Consider the following 16,614-nt stretch of genomic DNA (forward strand, 5'->3'; position numbering starts at 1 on the left):
TGCGCCCGCCAACAAAATTCACATAAAAGAATGATTTACCTTACTAAAGCCAAATTAGTTGGCAACATATTTAACATTTCGTGGGGTGAGGGAGAGAAGCCTAAACTGTTATATAAAAACATCCCAGATCTGTATCTGATTCACTTCACTGTTATGTGATTAACTGGCAGGCAGTGATAATGAGAGGTGAACAATGGACACGATCAAACAAATCCTGCTCGATGAGATCGCCACGCTGAACCGTGAAGGCCAGCGCGATAATCTGCCGCGCTTTAGTTTTTCTTTCCTCAAAACCCATCCCGGCCTCTGGGCGGTGATGTACCTGTGCTACGCGCTGTGCGTGGCGCTGATTTTCTCCACTGAGATGTTGGGCTGGCCAGCGTTCTGGTTTGCCACCGCGTTTGTGCTGGTGATGAGTGTACTGATGCTGATGGACATCAACCCCAAATACCGCTTCGAAGATATCGATACGCTGGATCTGCGGGTGTGCTACAACGGCGAATGGTATTACGTACAGCCGGTTTCACAGCAGGCGCTGGATAAAATTGTCGACCATCCCGGCACGCCCGATCGCGTGCGCAGTGGTATCGATCGTTTGATGAAACAGAAAGGCGAAGTCGATTTTTACGATGTGTATTATCTGACCTGGGGCCACCAGCAGGCGGCAACGGTTTAAAGGGATGTCATGGCGCGATTTATCGCGCGTAGTTGAGCCATACCCTCGCAGTCAGATGCGCCATAAATGGCGCCGCTACGTGTAGGGTCGCCATTTATGGCGACCGCAATTGCGCAATCAATTTGCCCAGCGTCTCCACTGCCGCCTCGGCCCGTGCATCCCACGGCCAGGCGGTATTGAATCGGAAGCAGTGGCTGAATCCTTCACTGCCGGAGAACAACTGGCCCGGCGCAATACTGATGCCCTCTTTCAAGGCCAGATGATAAAGCTGCGTGGTGTTGATCTGCTCGGGCAGTGAAATCCACAGGAAATAGCCACCGGGCGTATCGCTGATGTGCGCCTCAATCGGCAAGACGCGGCGCAGCGCCTGCTGCGCCTGCTGCTTACGCTTTGCCAGCGTCTGACGCAGCTTCTTTAGATGGGTATCGTAGCTGCGGGTGCTGAGGAAATCGGCCAGCGCCAGCTGCATCGGCGCACTGGTGGAGAGCGTGCTCATCAACTGAATCCGCTGCACGCGCTGGGCGTGACGTCCGGCCGCCACCCAACCGACGCGAAATCCCGCCACCAGATTTTTTGAAAAACTGCCGCAGTGCAGGACATTCCCTTCACGATCAAAAGCTTTCGCGGGCAGGGGTTTGTCGTGACCATTGTAGAGGTCGCTGTAGACGTCATCCTCAATCATCGCCACCTTGTGCCGCGCCAGCAAAGCCACCAACTGCTGCTTACGTTCGACGCTTAGCGTAAAGCCGAGCGGATTTTGGCGGTTGGTCATCAACCAGCAGGCTTTCACCGGCCAGCGTTGCAGCGCCCGCTCCAGTTCATCAAGATCGATGCCTTGTTCGACGTCGCTGGCGATGGCGATGGCGTTCAGCTTCAGGCGCTCAATCACCTGCAATGCCCCGTAGAAAGAGGGGTTCTCAATCACCACCCAGTCGCCGGGTTCCGTTACGGCCTGCAAACTGAGATTGAGGGCTTCCATCGCGCCATTGGTAATGACGATATCGTCGGGTGATAAGGTGATGCCTTGCTGGGCGTAACGCTGGGCCAGAATTTTACGCAGCGCTTCGTTCCCCGGCGGCAAATTGTTGAGCGCGTCAGAGGGCTTGAGATTGTGCGAGACTTTCACCAGCGAGCGCATCAGCTGGCGCTGCGGAAAGAGTTCAGGGTCGGGAAACGCCGAGCCGAAGGGAATAATCGCCGGGTCGCGCGTGGCTTGCAGTACATCGAATACGAAGCTGTTGGTGTCTGCCTGCTCAGTTCTGGCAATGGCCTGCGTGGGTAAACGTGGACGGCTTTCAGCGGCGCGCGGGGCAATATAGTAGCCGGACTGCGGCTTAGAGACGATCCAGCCCTGACTCTCCAGCACTTCGTAGGCGTGCATCACCGTCATCAAGCTAAGCCCGCTCTGCTCCGCTTGCTGACGTAGCGACGGCAGCTTTTCTCCCGGCGGCCAGATGCGTGCTTCGATTTGTGCCCGTAACTGATCGACCAACTGCTGGTATTTCGCCACCCGACCTCCGCTGTTTGGGATTTGTGCGGCTATTTTCTCTTACCCCGGCCCTCTCCCGCAAGCCGCAATAGGCCGCGACGGGCGGCTGAAAAGCCTATGCCTGACAATTAAATCCAAAATGCATGCTTATCCTGGTGCGCAAAAATGCGCACCCTACGCAAACCGCGCGCGATCGTCGTAGGGTTGCCATTTATGGCGACCAAAAACCGCTTAAATACCCGCATTGACCGAAATACCGCACCAGCGAAGTCTACGGCAGCCGCACCAACTCCAGCTCTTCCTCTACAAAATTGGCCAGCTCGTTAACGCGCTCTGGCGGTACCGGCTTGCCGAGCAGATAGCCTTGCAACGTATCGCAGCCGAGGCCAGTCAGGAACGCTTGCTGCTCCTGAGTCTCCACCCCTTCGGCCACCACTTTGAGGTCCAGTGACTGCGCCAGTGCCACAATGGCAGACACAATGGTGGCATCTTCCGATTTGGCCTGCAGTTCATTAACGAACGCGCGGTCGATTTTCAGCTCGCTCGCGGGAAGGCGCTTAAGGTAGAGCAAACTGGAATAACCGGTACCAAAGTCATCGATTGAGGCTTTGACACCCATATTGGTCAACTCGGTCAGGATGCGCACACTCTCTTCCGGATCGCGCATTGCCGTGGTTTCGGTCACTTCCAGCGTCAGCAGTTCAGCGGGAATCTTATGCTTTGTCAGCGCCTGCGTGACAGTCTCCACCAGATTGCACTGCTCAAATTGCAGCGCAGAGAGATTCACCGCCACCGACCAGTGCGGATGGCCCTGCAGATGCCAGCTGTGCAGCTGACGGCAAGCCTCATCAATCACCCAGTTGCCGATATTAATAATCATGCCGGTCTTCTCGGCCATCGGCAGGAATGTGTCCGGTGCCAGTAAACCGCGAGTCGGATGTTGCCAGCGTAACAGCGCTTCAAAACCGATAATTGGGCCACTGGGCGCGCAGTATTTCGGCTGGTAGAACAAACGCAGTTCGCCATTATCCAACGCCTGCCACAGGTCGTTATTCAACTGCAGCTGTGACTGCGCCAGCGTATTCATTGATGGCTGGAAGAAGTTGTATCCGTTACGACCGTTGTTTTTGGTGTGGTACATCGCGGCATCGGCATTGAACATCAGCTCGCGATCATCTTTACCATCGCCAGGATAGACCGCGATACCGATACTCAGCGAGACCATTAACTCATAGCGGGAGATATCAAACGGACGGTCCACCGCTTTCACCAGGGCATCCGCCACGGCTGCCGCATCGTTGGGATCGTCGATTTCAATCAGCAGTACAAACTCATCGCCGCCCATGCGCGCCAGCGTGAAGTGCCCTTTCATCTGGCCAATCATGCGTTCGGCCACGGCGATCAGCAGATTGTCTCCCACGTGGTGTCCAAAGGCGTCATTGACCGCTTTGAAGCCATCCAGATCCATAAACATCAAGGCAAACTGTGATTTTTCACGGTTGGCTTTGTTGATGGATTGCTCCAGACGATCCTCCAGCAGTATGCGGTTGGGCAGACGCGTCAGGTTATCGTGTAGCGCCAGCTGTGCCAGTTCACGGTTGGCTTCGGCAAGGGAGTGCGCCAGGATCGAGGTGCGCGCCTGCAGGCGGGCGTCAAGCATCGACACCAGTAACGTGATACCCAGAATTGCCAGGGTGACGACGGTAACCACAATCGCCAGCCAGTTGCTGTTAACGCCCATATGCGTCGCGTGACTGTGCATCGGGAAAGACGCCGCCGCCATACCGGTGTAGTGCATACCGGCTATCGCGCAGCCCATCACCACCGATGCACCCAGACGCAACAGGGTGACGCGCCCGTGACCTTCGCGCAGGTTGAAGGCCAACCACAATGCCGCGCCAGAGGCCACCATGGCAATCACCACCGAAGCCGCTACCCAATTCCAGTTCCAGGTGATACCTGGCGCGAACATCAGGGCCGCCATGCCGGTATAGTGCATCGCCACAACGCCAGAACCGAGCACGAAGGCGCCGCCCGCTAAGCGTTTCCAGGGTAAATCCGCTGAGGAACAGACCAGCCACAGGGCAAAGATCGAGGCCAGAATGGCGACCACCATGGAGGTCACCGTCAGCATCGGATCGTAGCTCATCACCATGTCGAGACTCATCGACAGCATGCCGATAAAGTGCATCGCCCAGATGCCAACGCCCATGGCGAATCCACCGCCCAACAACCAAACCAGCGCCACCTTGCCGGTTGAGGAGGCCACGCGTCCCGCCATATCTAATGCGGTAAACGAGGCCAGCATCGCCACCAGAATCGAGACGATCACGGTAAACGAATCATACGAAGTCACTAACATAGTGATTTCCCAAGTTAAAGCCGTTAAATCAGCTGTGGTGTTATGAAAGAAAATGAAGGCTATTGGTTTTATTGTTGAAATTATCGGCAGGATCACTGCCGATTTGAGTCTTTGAACGATGAAACCTTCCGATGTGGAAGAAAATAAAAATTGTTTGTTATGCGCCTGCCAGTGGCATGACGTTATCGGCAAAGGGCAGCGGCATATTAAGCGCAGCGGTAAATTCACCAATGCGCTCTGCGGGTGTCGGTTTACCCAACAAATAACCTTGTAAGGTGTCAAAACCCAGTCCGGTGAGTAAACGTTGCTGCTCCTCGGTTTCGACCCCTTCCGCGACCATGCGCAGGTTCAGGCTTTGTGCCAGCGTCAGCATCGCGCTCACTACCGTGGCGTCTTCACTGTCGGCCCGCAGGCTATTCACAAAAGCACGGTCAATTTTTAGTTCACTGGCTTCCAGGTGCTTAAGATGCAGCAGATTGGCATAACCAATACCAAAGTTATCAATCGCGACTTTCACCCCCAGGCGATGCAGTTCGGCAATGCGCTGCTGGCTAAATTGCGGGTCGCGCATGGCAATGTTTTCGGTAATCTCCAGCATCAGCGCCCCTTCCGGCAACTGATGGCGTTGTAGTGCCAGGCGCAGACTGTCGATCAAATCTCGCTGGTGAAATTGCAGCGCAGAGAGGTTCACTGACACGCTCCAGTCGCTGTTGCCTTCGCTGTGCCACTGTTTTAACTGACGGCAGGCTTCATTGATCACCCAGTTACCCAGCGCGACGATTTGTCCGGTTTTTTCCGCTCGCGGCAGGAACATATCGGGCATTAGCAAACCTCGGCGGGGATGCTGCCAGCGCAACAGTGCCTCAAAGCCCATCAACACCGTGCCGCCCGCGCGGAATTTTGGCTGATAGAACAGGCACATTTCCTGATACTCCAGCGCATTCCACAGGTCATTGGCCAAGGCCAACTGATGTTGTGCCGTGGCGCTCATTACCGGTTCAAATAAGCACCAGCCGTTTCGGCCACTGTGTTTGGTGTGATACATGGCAGAGTCGGCGTTGAACATCATCTCCTGCTGGCTACGACCGTGTTCGGGGAAGGTGACGATACCGACACTCAACGACACGCGCAGCGAGTAGCGATCCAGCTCAAAGGGTAAATCGATGGTATTGACCAACCTTTGCGCCAAGGCTGAAGCTTGCAAAGCGTTGTATTGCGGACACAGCAGCACGAATTCGTCACCGCCGAGTCGGGAAAGGAAAATGTCATCACTCAGCTGCACGCGCAGCCGCTCTGCCACCGCAATCAACAAACGATCACCCACATGATGTCCCCAGGTATCGTTGACGGCTTTAAAGCCATCGAGATCCATGAACATCAGCGCAAAGGTTTGATCTTGTAAAGTCGCCTGCTTGATTTGCTCGTTGAGCTGCTGCTCCAGCAGTACGCGGTTAGGCAGCGTGGTGAGATTGTCATGCATCGCCAACTGACGCAGTTCATTGTTAGCACGTTTGAGTTTGGCAGCCAGACGCGCGGCACGCAGTTGCGCATCCAGCATCGATACTAACAGCGTTAAACCCAGAATGGAGAGCGTAATAATGGTCACCCACACCGCCAGCCCATCTTCACTGACGCCGTGATGCTGCATCATGGTGCTCGGCATGCTGTACTCCGCCGCCGCCATGCCGGTGTAGTGCATGCCTGCAATGGCAATGCCCATCACCAACGCAGCACAGACGCGCATCATCAGCACGCTTTCGCCCTGACGCAGATGAAAAGCCAGCCACAATGCTGCGCCAGAGGCAGCGTAGGCAATGAACACCGACACCGCGACTAACAACGTATTCCAGCGTATCGCGGGCTCAATCATCAAGGCGTTCATGCCAAGATAGTGCATCATCACCACGCCACTGCCGAGTATCAGGGTGCCACGTATCAGCCGACGACGGGTCAGATGGCTGCCCTGGACGCCCTGCGCAAAGGCAAAAATGGAGGCAAGGATCGCCACCACCAGGGAAATGACCGTGAGGGGGATGTCGTAGCGCATGGTCATTGGCATCATCATCGCCAACATACCGATGAAGTGCATCGCCCAGATACCAATGCCCATCGCGGTGCCGCCGCCCACGAGCCACATCTTCGCCAGGCAGCCGCGCGAAACCGCAACGCGTCCAGCCGTGTCCAGCGCGGTAAACGCGGCGATAAAGGCCACAATCAGTGAAACCATAACCAGAACGCTATCCCAGGTAACCAGCAGCATGTGCGCTCCTAAGCTCAGCCCGCTGCGGAGCAGGTGCTGTATCGTCAAAAAAGGTCAAAGAGTATTCGAACATCGATTAAGGGCGATTAATGACCGCATGCAGTGAGGCAGAGAAAGGAGCCGATCCAGACAATTCTGGAATCACCGCGCTGTGTTTTTTATTTTCATCATCTGTCGCAGTCAGAAAAATTAATAATATCTGATTAATACACGAACATAGCATTGAACCGTGAGACGCGGTAGAGGGTTAAATCACTCGTTGTTTAGTTTTTTTAACAGGTCGCTACCCCTCGTAGTCACTGAGTTATCGGCGAAAAGTGTGAATTGATTAGTGAAAAAACTAAGCGCAGCATCACAACTGCTGAATTGCTGATCTATAGTAAAGAAAACTGATATAAATCATAAACCCACAATCTAAGAATATTCCTAGGTGACGGGCACTTACGAAGTGCAGCCGATCGCGGCTCTTGTTTGAATTCGGATTCGTTACATAAATGAATCACCAGGTGAAAAAGCAATGACATTGGATAATCAGTAAGGAATGATTATGAAACTCAAGCTTTTTCTTTTGGCTTCCAGCCTGAGCGTCACGCTCGCCCCCACCGCTGCTTTTGCCGCCACCACAACGGGAACTATCAATGCCACATTGACCCTCACCACCGGTTGTCTGGTGAATGGTCAGTCTGCCACTACCGGTGTCAACTTCGGTACCCTGAACTTTGGTAGCAGTGCTGCCACCTTTGATACCTTAAACGCCACCTTAGTAGGTGCATCAGGTAACGGTATTTATGTGCGCTGCACCACCGGCCAAACCTTTAACGTGCAGGTCACCAGCAGTAATGCCGCTCCTGCCACCATCTATGGCACTGTGAGTGGTCAGCCGCGCTATTTAATTCTCGGTTCCGATAACACCCAAGGTATTGCTTACACCCTGTACAGCGACGCCGCGTTCACTACCGCGATTGCCAATAACACCAACATTGCGGCCAGCGGCACCACCGACCCAACATTGGGCACCAATTACGCCATCTATGGTCGTGTGGTTGGGGGTGGCTTTAACCCGCTCATTCCAGCGGGAACCTATACCGATACCATCAACGTGGCGGTGAATTACTAAGGGATCGGTTGGGGTAATCAGGGTGGCCGTGGTGCGTTGGGTGCACAGTGTGGGCGGCCTGGCCCTGCTGATAGGGAGTGTCTCCGCCTGGGCGTTGCCAACGGCAACGTTTCAGGTCTCTGCGTCAGTGGTGGCAGGCTGTGTGGTTTCCGGTACCAATACCGGGGTTTTTGGCACGCTTAATTTCGGCACACAGTCTGGCGTGGCGTCGAGCAGTGTCAGCGCCAGCTATGTGCAAAGCACCACTATCACCCTCGCCTGTACGCCAGGCACCGCCGTGAGCATGAGTATTAACGGCGGCAGCAATTACACCACCACCCGCAACCTTAAAGTCTCCGGTAACACCAACACCGTGGCTTATAGCCTGTACACCAATGCGGCGCATACCACCGCGATACCGGTGAATACGGCTGTGGCATTGAGCTATAGCAACGCTAATAACATCACTTTGCCGATTTACGGCCTGTTAACGCTGCCCGGCCCGACGCGCGCCGGGACTTATACCGACACCTTAACCGTCACACTGAGTTGGTGATGGAAGTATTAAAGAAGGATGAATAATCATGAACCTGCGCGCCCTGTTACTGTTGTTTGTCATGGCCCTAATCCCCGTCGCCCACGCGGCCAATTCGCTGATGATTTGGCCGATCGATCCGGCGATTAACCCTGAAGATAAGGCCAGCGAACTGTGGCTGGAAAACCGCGGCAACGCCACCACGATCATGCAGGTTCGCATTTTCAGTTGGCTGCAAGTCGGCGGTCAGGAGCAGTATCAAACCCAGCAGCAGGTGGTGGCGAGCCCACCCATGGTGCGCCTGGAGCCGGGTCAGAAACAGTTGGTTCGTTTGATCAAACAAACGCCACCCGAAGCTGGGCGTGAAATGTCCTACCGCGTGGTGCTGGATGAGATCCCTACACCGCGAACCCCAGGAGAGAACCAGGCGGGGCTGACCTTCCAGATGCGCTATTCGGTCCCGCTGTTTGTCTACGGTAACGGCGTCACCAGCGACAGTGCGAAACCGCAACTCAGCTGGCAACAAATTGACAGCGGTGGCAGACGCTGGCTAGAACTCACTAACCGGGGTAATGGCCATGCGCGGTTAAGTAACGTCACTGTTGGTGGTCGTCGCCTCGGGAATGGCTTGTTCGGTTATGTGCTCGCCAACAGCAGCAACCGCTGGCCGTTAACCAGTAGCGTGAGTGGCGAGCTATCGGCCGAGGTGAATAAAGTCCACTGGAGCAGCGCGGCCGCGCGCTAATGAGGTTTACGCTGCATCCCTGTGCGCTCGCCGTTGCCAGCGTACTCTGTCTCAGTCCCCTGACCAGCGGCGCGGAAACTTTCTCCGAGCTGCCGCCCCCGCCTGCCATGGAAAATAACGCCAGCGGCCAGCAATATATGCTGGAGCTGGTGGTTAACCAGAGCGATCGTGGTGACATCGTACCGGTCGAGCGTAAAAACGGAGATTTCTGGGTACGCAGCGGCGATTTACAACGCGCAGGTATTCCCGCCGAGAAGCTGCAGGGCCAGCAAGTCGATATCAATAAACTGGCGGACGTGAAGGTGGATTACGACGAGCGTCGCCAACGCTTGCTGCTGACGGTTCCACCCGCATGGCTGCCAGGCCAGGTGATTGGCAAAGATCAGCGGGGTCCGCGCTACCCAGGGCGCTCCAGCAACGGTGCCTTACTCAATTACGATTTCTACGCGACGCGCACCGATAACGCAGGTTCGCGCCTTTCCAGCTGGAACGAGTTGCGCTTCTTCGGTCCCGTGGGACAGTTCTCCACCAACGGGGTTTACACCCAGCAGTTAGAAGGTGGCGTGAGCGGTCAGCAAGAGGGCTATATCCGCTATGACACCTGGTTCAGTAACGAAGATGAAAATGATGCCATCAGCTGGCGCGCCGGGGATTTGGTCACTGACGCGCTAAGCTGGAGCAACAGCGTGCGTCTTGGCGGGGTGCAGATCGCACGTGATTTCAGCGTGCGCCCTGATCTGGTGACCTATCCCCTGCCCGCATTTTCTGGCCAGGCAGCCGTTCCCTCGTCGGTTGATCTGTTTATCAACGGCTATCGCAGCACCCAGGCCAATGTGCAACCCGGCCCTTGGTCACTTACCAATGTCCCGTTTGTTAATGGTGCGGGCGATGCGGTGATCACCACTACCGATGCCGTGGGGCGCCAGGTGACGACCACGCTGCCGTTTTATGTTTCCAGCAGTTTGTTGCGTCAGGGCTTATCCGATTACTCCTTCTCTGCCGGTGCGATTCGCGAAAACTACGGTCTGCAAAACTTCGATTACGGGGCGGCAGCCGCCAGCGGCTCTTATCGTTATGGCTTAACCGACTGGCTGACATTAGAGAGCCATGCCGAGGGCAGCGACAGCGTGGCGATGGGGGGAGCCGGAGGATTAGTGAAGATTGGCAGTTGGGGCGTGGTGAACGGTGCACTGGCGCAGAGCCAGATGGAGGGCAAACCGGGCACGCAATACAGCTGGGGCTATCAGTACAACAACAGCTGGTTCAGTTTAGGGACGCAACACACGCTGCGAACGGCTGATTTCGGCAACCTGGCCCTGGTCGGCAGCCGTGGTGACAGCGCCAATACCAGTTACTCGCTGGCACGGCGCAGCGCGCAATATACGGCCAGCGTCTCCCTTAACCAATACGGCAGTCTTGGCCTGGCTTACTTTGATATCGCTGGCGGATCGGGCGACCGCACCCGACTGTGGAACCTGTCATGGAGTAAGAATCTCTGGGGCAACAGCAGCCTGTATATCTCGGCCAGCCGCGATCAGGAACAAGGCGACTGGAGCGGCGCGATTTCCCTCGTCATTCCCTTCGGTGAGCAGAGCAGCGCCTCGGTCAGCTATGAACGTGATCAGCAAGGCCGCAATAACCAGCGCGTCTACGTTTCACGCGCCATGCCAACGGACGGCGGGTTTGCTTACGATGCCGCGTGGGCCAATCAGGGCGGCGATAGCGGAGATTATCGCCAGGCGAGCCTGCGCTATCGCAACAACAAAATTGATACCTCTGCCGGTTTCTACGGGGATAACGACAACACCACGCAGTGGGCAGATTTAACGGGATCACTGGTGCTGATGGATAATCGCGTCTTCGCCGCCAACGATATCAACGATGCCTTTGTGGTGGTGAAAACCGATTATCCGGATGTAACGGTGCGCTATGAGAACCAGTCAATGGGGCGCACCGATAAAGAGGGCTATTTGCTGGTGCCCTCGATCAGCAGTTATTACGGCGCGAAATACGATCTTGATACCCTGGATTTACCTGCTGACCGGACCGCACCCAAAGTGGAACAACGCTTCGCGGTGAAACGGAAAAGCGGTTATCTGCTGCACTTCCCGGTCGAGCGTCTGCGTGCTGCCAGCGTGGTGCTGCACGACAGCAACGGTCAGCCGATCCCTATCTCCAGCCAGATTTTACGTCCCAGCCAGGCGACCGAATATGTTGGCTGGGACGGGATTGTGTGGATGGAGGATCTCAGCGCCGAGAACCCCATTCACGTGGTCACACCGGATGGCCGCACGTGCGACACCACGCTGACCATTGAGGGTGGCCAGCCCAAAGCGCTGGAAACTTACGGGCCGCTCACCTGTGCGCTGCCACCGCCACCGCCGGGATCAGCAATTAGTACGGCCAATAATTCACAGTCAGGGATTTCACCATGAGAAAGCTACTTTTGTTGCTGGCGCTGTTTATTCTGCCGGGTACCAGCTACGCGCTGTGTAGCTTATCGGCACCGACGGCGACCTTTGGTTCTGTTACCACCTTTGCCGTCGGCTCAACCGCGCAGAGCACTTCAACCATCACCAACGTTAACTGTGGTTCAGGCACCTTGTCGCTGCTGGGCACCGATAATGTGGCCTACACCTTTACCACCTCAACCTATCTGAGTGGCACGCGCGCAGCGTTGAAAACCGGCAGTATCGGCACCGATACTATCCCGTTTCAGATATGCATCGACAGCGCCTGCGCCACTGAACTGCAACAGGGTGGGAAATATACCTGGAGTTCTTCGCTACTGCTGGGTTTGGGGAACAGCCTGAACTTCAACATTCCACTCTATTTCCGCACCGTACCGGGACAGGTGGTGGCGGCAGGCAGTTACACCACGATGGTGACGATAACCGTAAGCTACACGGTCTGTGCGGGGCTTAACGTAGCGGGTTTGTGCGTTGGCACCGTGCAAACCAGCACAGGTACAGCGATGACGTTTGCGGTCAATATGGTCATCACCAACGATTGCACCACCATCACCGCACCCAACGTCAGTTTCGGCAGTGCCCCGCTGGTCGGCAGTTTCTCTACCGTGCAGCAAACCATCAACGTGGTGTGTTCGAAAGGCAGTACCTTCACGGTGGGCCTGAGCAACGGCAGTTATTACAGCGGCACGACACGCCAGATGGCGAGCGGCACTAACCGGCTGGCCTATGACATCTATAAAGGCACCACCACCACCACCCGCTGGGGACCAACGGGCACCGATCGCTGGAGTAGCGCAAGCGCGACATCGCTGAACAGCGATCTCATCACGCGCAATTTCACCTACACGGCGCAGATTCTGACCACGCAGAATACCCCTGCCGCAGGCAGCTATACCGATAGTGTGGTGGTGGATTTATCGTTTTAGAGAGGTAAAGGCGGCCTTATGGCCGCCCGGATGTTACAAGGATGCACTCACTGGCGAACCGCTGTGGCGTGCCTGATACTGCTTCACCATACGGCCAATTAACAGCGTGCCAATCAATCCACATACCGCGGCAAACGACAGCCAGACGCCAGGCATCGCTTTATCACCGGTGGCATGGATCAGATAGCTGGAAACGGCTGGCGTAAAACCACCAAACAAGGCTGTTGCCAGGCTGTAAGCCAGCGAGAAACCAGACGCGCGCACTTCCGCTGGCATGATTTCAGCCAGATACACCACCATCGCACCGTTATAGCTGGCATACAGGAAGGACAACCACAGTTCGGCTTCAACAAGATGCGCAAAACTCGGTGAACCCACCAACCAGTGCAGTACCGGCCAGGTCGTCAGGATCATCAGAATGGTAAAGGTGATCAGCAAGGGACGACGGCCAATCCGATCCGATAGTGACCCCATCACCGGCAGCCAGATCAAGTTGGAGATGCCGACAAACAGCGTCACCATAAAGCTCTGCTCATCACTCATCATCAACACGGTTTTGCCAAAGGTCGGGGTGAACGCGGTGATCATGTAGAACATCACAGTGGTAGTCACCACCATCAGCATCCCCGCCAGCACCAGAGCCCAGTTCTGCCCCACTGAGCGCATAATCTGGCCCATCGAAGGGTGATGCTTACGCTGGCTAAACGCCTCGGTCTCTTCCAGCATGCGACGGATCCAGAACAGGAACGGCACAATCATACAACCGACCACAAACGGAATACGCCAGCCCCACTCGGTGACCGCATCCTTCGCCAGCAGATGGTTCAGGCCAAGCCCCAGCAGTGCAGCGAAGATCACCGCCACTTGCTGGCTGCCAGACTGCCAGCTGACATAGAAGCCCTTGCGCCCTTTCGGCGCGACTTCGGCCAGATAAACGGACACACCGCCTAATTCGACACCCGCAGAGAAGCCTTGCAGCAGACGCCCCAGCAAAATCAGAATCGGCGCGGCGGCTCCCAAAGTGGCATAACCGGGCACCAGGGCAATCGTCAGCGTACCCAACGCCATCAGCCCCAGCGTCAGCAACAGTCCTTTGCGGCGACCGTGATGGTCAATGTAAGCACCAAGAATAATCGCGCCAAGGGGGCGCATCAGGAAGCCCGCACCGAAGGTCATCAAAGTGAGCATCAGTGAGGCGAAAGGGTCATCTCCGGGGAAAAAGGTTTTAGCAATCGCCGTCGCGTAATAACCAAATACCATGAAATCGTACATTTCAAGGAAATTACCGCTGGTGACACTAAAGATGGTTTTGGCACCGCCTTGCGATGGCTTTTGTAAAGACTGGCTCGCACTCATATTGATCTTCCTGGGGTTTTTCTTCCGTTTTAACCGGATACGTCAGGAATAGATGTGATCGGCTTCACCATTGCAGTTTACAAAAGTGAGACCAAAGGTAACAAGAAATTAACATTAGAATGGCGAGGCAAATAAAAAGGGCCGCTGTGAATAGCGGCCCTCGGGGGTGATGAGAAAGGTGAATTATTTCTTCACCGTCTCCATACCCATCAATCCAATCTTCAGATAACCCGCTTCACGCAGTTGATCCATCACGCTCATCAGCGTTTCGTAATCCACTGACTTATCAGCCTGGAAGAAGATGGTGGTCTCTTTGTTGCCTTCGGTTTGTGCCGTCAGCGCATTCACCAGGGTTTCTTTGGTGACCGCATCGTTACCGATGTAAATCTGCTTATCTTCTTTGATAGACAGATAGACCGGTTTTTCCGGACGCGGTTGCGGTGCGCTGGTGGAAGCAGGCAGGTTAACGCGCACATCCACCGTGGCTAATGGCGCGGCGACCATAAAGATGATCAGCAGAACCAACATAACGTCGATAAACGGCGTCACGTTGATTTCATGCATTTCGCCATCGCCTACCGAGTCATCGTTTAAACGCATCGCCATAATACTTATCCTACGCGCAGTTTCTGTGCCGCCGCCGGACGGGTCGCTTCTTTCGCAGTATCCACGTTACCGAGGTCCAGATCGCGGCTTTGCAGCAGCATCACCTGAGCGGCCACATCACCCAATGAGGCTTTGTAGCTGGCAATCATGCGGGCGAAAACGTTGTAAATCACCACCGCAGGGATAGCAGCAACCAGACCAATGGCGGTGGCCAGCAGCGCTTCTGCGATGCCCGGCGCCACAACGGCGAGGTTCGTCGTCTGCGTTTTAGCGATACCGATAAAGCTGTTCATGATGCCCCACACGGTACCAAACAGACCGATAAATGGCGCAACAGAACCGATAGTGGCAAGGAATCCATTACCACGACCGGCATGACGGCTGAATGCCGCAACGCGACGGTCAAGGCGGAAGCTGGTGCGCTCCTTGATACCATCAAGATCGTCGGCACCCGCTGAGAGTTCCAGCTCGTTTTGTGCATCATTCAGCAGCACAGCACTGTGGCTGTTACTTTTAAAGCTTTCGGCGGCGCGGTAAGCATCATCGAGCGATCGTGCTTCGCCCAGTGCCTGCTGTTCGCGTTTCAGGCGACGTTTCGCCCCGCTCAGCTCAGCAAACTTGCCGAAGAAAATCGCCCAGGTGACAACCGAGGCCAGTAACAGGCCAATCATCACAATTTTTACCACGATATCGGCATGCTGATACATGCCCCAAACGGAGAGGTCCGTTTGCATCAAATCACTGGCTACCACGCTGCGTCTCCAACTTCTGTTGCACAGTTCACGATTGAAGCGCGGATCATAGCAAAAAAATTGACCGAAGTGATAGTAGTTCTCATTACTATTTACAAACGATTATTGCGTCAATTTCCAACAATTTATACGGTATTTATGGATATCGCGGCTGATGTTTTACAAATGTGACATTAATTGAAAAATTATTAAAACATCGTTTCAAAATGTGATGCATTTCATTCAATCAACATTTGACCACTTTTTAGTCAGCACAATTTCTCTATTCTGAGCCAGCCCTTCCCGATTGTGGTGTGTCTGACACCTCTTATGATCATCAAGCTGGAGCAATAATAATGACGCCTAAAAAACGACAACTCACAATTGCAATCTCTTCTCTGGTTATGCTGCTGGCGAGTGGCGCTCAAGCCAAAGTGTTAAAAGTCGCGGAAGTACAGCCCGCCGGGTATCCCACCGTGGTCGCTCTGCAACATATGGGCGATAAGTTAAAAGAAGCAACTCAAGGGCGATTGGAGCTGAAGGTTTACGCCGGGGGGGTACTCGGCGATGAGGATCAAACGCTACAACAGGTTCAGCTTGGCGCGATTGATATGATTCGCGTCTCTCTGGCTCCTGTCACTACCATCGCCCCTGAAACTAGTGTGCTGACTCTGCCCTATGTATTCCGCGATGAAGACCATATGCACAAAGTGCTGGATGGCGATATCGGCAAACAGATTGTCGAGAAATTCGATAACGACCCCCGCACGCGCATGGTGTTCCTCGGCTGGACCGATGCGGGCACACGCAACATGATCACAAAAAAACCCATCACCAAACCCGAAGATTTGCAGGGGATGAAAATTCGCGTACAAAACAGTGCCATTTCACTCGCCACCCTGAAAGCTATGGGCGCTAACCCTGTGGCTATGGGCGTCAGTGAAGTGTTCAGCGCCATGCAAACCGGCGTGGTGGATGGCACAGAGAACAATCCTCCGACTTTTGTCGCCCACAACTATCTGCCCGTGGCGAAGTACTACACCCTAAGCGGCCATTTTATTCAGCCTGAGATGATCCTGTTCTCTAAAGCCTCATGGGGACGACTCTCCGCAGAAGATCAGGCGTTGCTGAAGAAACTCGGCAAAGAAGCGCAGGATGAAGAGCGCCAGCTGTGGGCCACTTACACCGCGCAGTCGGTGGAGAAAATGAAAGCCGGCGGCGTGACATTCCAGGACACCAACCGCGACTACTTTATGAAAGCCACACAGCCGGTACGTGACCAGTTCGGTGGCAATTATCAGGATCTGATGAGACAGATTGCTGATGTGAAATAACCCTCTCAGCGCCACGCGACCGCGTGG

13 protein-coding genes are annotated in these 16,614 nt (G+C 54.9%); 7 read left to right on the plus strand and 6 right to left on the minus strand.

What is annotated here, in order from left to right; genetic code table 11:
* Nucleotides 1-193 precede the first annotated feature (193 nt).
* Complete coding sequence (locus PSSD_RS00905) at nucleotides 194-676, plus strand: YlaC family protein (protein WP_039328872.1); 483 nt, start codon at nucleotides 194-196, stop codon at nucleotides 674-676.
* A gap of 94 nt (nucleotides 677-770) precedes the next feature.
* On the opposite strand, the gene PSSD_RS00910 is transcribed toward PSSD_RS00905, so the two are convergent.
* The 3 genes from PSSD_RS00910 to PSSD_RS00920 form a co-directional block, all read right to left on the minus strand.
* Nucleotides 771-2,186: an aminotransferase-like domain-containing protein gene (locus tag PSSD_RS00910; protein WP_058968734.1), complete on the minus strand. Its 1,416-nt coding sequence runs from the start codon at nucleotides 2,184-2,186 to the stop codon at nucleotides 771-773.
* A gap of 250 nt (nucleotides 2,187-2,436) precedes the next feature.
* Entirely contained in the window at nucleotides 2,437-4,527 is a 2,091-nt protein-coding gene (locus PSSD_RS00915) for a putative bifunctional diguanylate cyclase/phosphodiesterase (protein WP_058968737.1), read from the minus strand.
* 157 nt (nucleotides 4,528-4,684) lie between these two features.
* The gene (locus PSSD_RS00920) at nucleotides 4,685-6,787 is read right to left on the minus strand and encodes a putative bifunctional diguanylate cyclase/phosphodiesterase (protein WP_058968740.1); all 2,103 of its coding nucleotides are present in this window, start codon (nucleotides 6,785-6,787) and stop codon (nucleotides 4,685-4,687) included.
* Between the two features lie 547 nt (nucleotides 6,788-7,334).
* Here PSSD_RS00920 and PSSD_RS00925 point away from each other — a divergent pair.
* Genes PSSD_RS00925 through PSSD_RS00945 form a run of 5 tightly spaced genes read left to right on the plus strand, consistent with a single transcriptional unit; the run spans nucleotide 7,335 to nucleotide 12,560 of the window.
* Nucleotides 7,335-7,904: a spore coat protein U domain-containing protein gene (locus PSSD_RS00925; RefSeq protein WP_058968745.1), complete on the plus strand. Its 570-nt coding sequence runs from the start codon at nucleotides 7,335-7,337 to the stop codon at nucleotides 7,902-7,904.
* Nucleotides 7,905-7,926: 22 nt separating this feature from the next.
* Nucleotides 7,927-8,439 carry a Csu type fimbrial protein gene (locus tag PSSD_RS00930; protein ID WP_058968748.1) on the plus strand — a complete coding sequence of 171 codons (513 nt, stop codon included), beginning with the start codon at nucleotides 7,927-7,929 and terminating at the stop codon, nucleotides 8,437-8,439.
* A gap of 25 nt (nucleotides 8,440-8,464) precedes the next feature.
* Complete coding sequence (locus PSSD_RS00935; protein ID WP_201023794.1) at nucleotides 8,465-9,163, plus strand: fimbrial biogenesis chaperone; 699 nt, start codon at nucleotides 8,465-8,467, stop codon at nucleotides 9,161-9,163.
* Complete coding sequence (locus PSSD_RS00940) at nucleotides 9,163-11,598, plus strand: fimbria/pilus outer membrane usher protein (RefSeq protein ID WP_058968754.1); 2,436 nt, start codon at nucleotides 9,163-9,165, stop codon at nucleotides 11,596-11,598. The genes PSSD_RS00935 and PSSD_RS00940 overlap by 1 nt, the downstream gene beginning before the upstream one ends.
* Nucleotides 11,595-12,560, plus strand: a complete 966-nt coding sequence (locus tag PSSD_RS00945; RefSeq protein ID WP_058968757.1) for a Csu type fimbrial protein — start codon at nucleotides 11,595-11,597, stop codon at nucleotides 12,558-12,560. The genes PSSD_RS00940 and PSSD_RS00945 overlap by 4 nt, the downstream gene beginning before the upstream one ends.
* A gap of 33 nt (nucleotides 12,561-12,593) precedes the next feature.
* Here PSSD_RS00945 and PSSD_RS00950 read toward each other — a convergent pair whose 3' ends face one another.
* The 3 genes from PSSD_RS00950 to exbB all read right to left on the minus strand — a co-directional run bounded on the left by PSSD_RS00950 (nucleotide 12,594) and on the right by exbB (nucleotide 15,256).
* Nucleotides 12,594-13,916 (minus strand): MFS transporter, encoded by a 1,323-nt coding sequence (locus PSSD_RS00950; protein WP_058968760.1) that lies wholly within the window; start codon nucleotides 13,914-13,916, stop codon nucleotides 12,594-12,596.
* Between the two features lie 183 nt (nucleotides 13,917-14,099).
* A complete protein-coding gene (exbD, locus tag PSSD_RS00955) occupies nucleotides 14,100-14,522 on the minus strand; it encodes a TonB system transport protein ExbD (protein WP_039328885.1) in 423 nt (140 codons plus the stop codon).
* A 5-nt stretch (nucleotides 14,523-14,527) separates the two neighbouring features.
* On the minus strand, nucleotides 14,528-15,256 hold the full coding sequence (gene exbB / locus PSSD_RS00960; protein WP_201023795.1) for a tol-pal system-associated acyl-CoA thioesterase: 729 nt from the start codon (nucleotides 15,254-15,256) through the stop codon (nucleotides 14,528-14,530).
* A 353-nt stretch (nucleotides 15,257-15,609) separates the two neighbouring features.
* On the opposite strand from exbB, the gene PSSD_RS00965 reads away from it, so the two are divergent.
* Entirely contained in the window at nucleotides 15,610-16,587 is a 978-nt protein-coding gene (locus tag PSSD_RS00965) for a TRAP transporter substrate-binding protein (RefSeq protein ID WP_058968766.1), read from the plus strand.
* The last annotated feature ends 27 nt before the right edge of the window (nucleotides 16,588-16,614 follow it).

Source organism: Type-D symbiont of Plautia stali (assembly GCF_001485335.1).
Lineage (GTDB): Bacteria > Pseudomonadota > Gammaproteobacteria > Enterobacterales > Enterobacteriaceae > Pantoea > Pantoea vagans_C.

Excerpts from the sequence above, each read along its gene's own strand:
- PSSD_RS00950 (WP_058968760.1), bottom strand. The coding sequence starts at position 13,916 with ATGAGTGCGAGCCAGTCTTTACAAAAGCCATCGCAAGGCGGTGCCAAA.
- exbD (WP_039328885.1), bottom strand. The coding sequence starts at position 14,522 with ATGGCGATGCGTTTAAACGATGACTCGGTAGGCGATGGCGAAATGCAT.
- PSSD_RS00940 (WP_058968754.1), top strand. The coding sequence starts at position 9,163 with ATGAGGTTTACGCTGCATCCCTGTGCGCTCGCCGTTGCCAGCGTACTC.
- PSSD_RS00965 (WP_058968766.1), top strand. The coding sequence starts at position 15,610 with ATGACGCCTAAAAAACGACAACTCACAATTGCAATCTCTTCTCTGGTT.
- PSSD_RS00905 (WP_039328872.1), top strand. The coding sequence starts at position 194 with ATGGACACGATCAAACAAATCCTGCTCGATGAGATCGCCACGCTGAAC.
- PSSD_RS00915 (WP_058968737.1), bottom strand. The coding sequence starts at position 4,527 with ATGTTAGTGACTTCGTATGATTCGTTTACCGTGATCGTCTCGATTCTG.
- PSSD_RS00920 (WP_058968740.1), bottom strand. The coding sequence starts at position 6,787 with ATGCTGCTGGTTACCTGGGATAGCGTTCTGGTTATGGTTTCACTGATT.
- PSSD_RS00925 (WP_058968745.1), top strand. The coding sequence starts at position 7,335 with ATGAAACTCAAGCTTTTTCTTTTGGCTTCCAGCCTGAGCGTCACGCTC.
- PSSD_RS00945 (WP_058968757.1), top strand. The coding sequence starts at position 11,595 with ATGAGAAAGCTACTTTTGTTGCTGGCGCTGTTTATTCTGCCGGGTACC.
- exbB (WP_201023795.1), bottom strand. The coding sequence starts at position 15,256 with ATGCAAACGGACCTCTCCGTTTGGGGCATGTATCAGCATGCCGATATC.